This window comes from Rhodovulum bhavnagarense (assembly GCF_004343505.1).
Taxonomy (GTDB): Bacteria; Pseudomonadota; Alphaproteobacteria; order Rhodobacterales; family Rhodobacteraceae; genus Rhodovulum; species Rhodovulum bhavnagarense.
Map to the genome: position 1 here is coordinate 1 of NZ_SLXU01000042.1, position 1,181 is coordinate 1,181.

Below are 1,181 nucleotides of genomic sequence, written 5' to 3' on the forward strand. Positions count from 1 at the left end.
CGTTTGATGGCGCTCAACCCGTTTTCGGCGTCTGAGGTTTCGCGCTGGCTTGGCAATGCGGCGGGTGTTGGGGCGATCATTGGCGGGACCGGCAGCCGGCTTTCGCCGGAGGGTCTGGCGCTTTATCGTCGCCTTGTGGCCGACCGGCGGCACATGGATGCGACGCTGGCGATGGTTTCGCAATGGGATCTTGGCGGGTTGCAGGCGGATCTTTCCGGGATCGATCTGCCTTGTCTTTTCATCGTCGGCGACATGGATCGCGCGGTGCCGCCCGCGGGCTGTGTCCGGGCGGCGGGACGGATGCCGCGGGCGCGGGTTGAGCATTTCCCCGAGCTGGGCCACCTGGGTCATGAAGAGGCGCCCGAGGCCGTCAGCGCGCGCATCCTGGCCTTCCTGGACGGCCTGGCCTGAGGCTCAATTATCGCGGAATGCGCGGGTGAAGTAGTCGGTGAGCGGTTTTGCCAGGTAGGCCAGCGGGCTGCGCTCGGCGGTTCGGATATAGGTTTCGACCGGCATGCCGGGCACGATCTGCTGACCTTCCAGCTTGTCGGCCTCGCCGGGGTCGATCACGATCTCGGCGCGGTAGAAACTGGCGCCGCTCCGCTCGTCGGTAAAGCTGTCGGCCGACAGCTTGACCACCCGGCCCAACAGCGTCGGCGTGGTGCGCATGTTGAACGCGGCAAAGCGCAGGTTGACCTCCTGGCCGGGATAGACCTCGTCGACATGGATCGGATCGACCCGGGCCTCGATCACCAGCGGCTGGTTCTGCGGGATCAGGTAGAGCACCGGGTCGGCGGGACGGATCACCGCGCGCCGGGCAAAGACCGTCATCCCGAACACCCGCCCGTCCACCGGTGCGCGCAGGTCCAGCCGGTTCAGCCGCCCGCGCAGCGATTGCCGACGCTCGGCCAGTTCCATCTCGCGATATTGCAGGTCGCGCAGGCGGGTGATCGCCTCTTCGCGCCGGGTCGTGTAAAGCTTGAGCTTCTCGATCTCAAGCTCGGTCATGCGACCCTCGGCCTGGGCGGCGCTGGCGGTCAGCTCGCCCACGTTGCCGCGCAGCTCGGCCGCCGTGCGTTCCAGCGCAAGCACACGGCTGGCCTGGGCCAGACCCTTGTCCAGCAGGCTTTGCTGATCGGCCAGTTCGCGCGCGATCAGCTCAAGCTGGATCGTCAGCGCCT

At 67.1% G+C, this 1,181-nt stretch carries 2 protein-coding genes; one reads left to right on the forward strand and one right to left on the reverse strand.

The window, feature by feature from the left end; genetic code table 11:
* The coding region (locus EV663_RS15715; protein ID WP_341799046.1) for an alpha/beta fold hydrolase at positions 1 to 411 on the forward strand (411 nt) is incomplete at its 5' end.
* Between the two features lie 3 nt (positions 412 to 414).
* Here the strand turns inward: EV663_RS15715 and EV663_RS15925 are convergent.
* A partial coding sequence (locus EV663_RS15925; RefSeq protein WP_243697996.1) for an HlyD family type I secretion periplasmic adaptor subunit occupies positions 415 to 1,181 on the reverse strand: 767 nt, incomplete at its 5' end.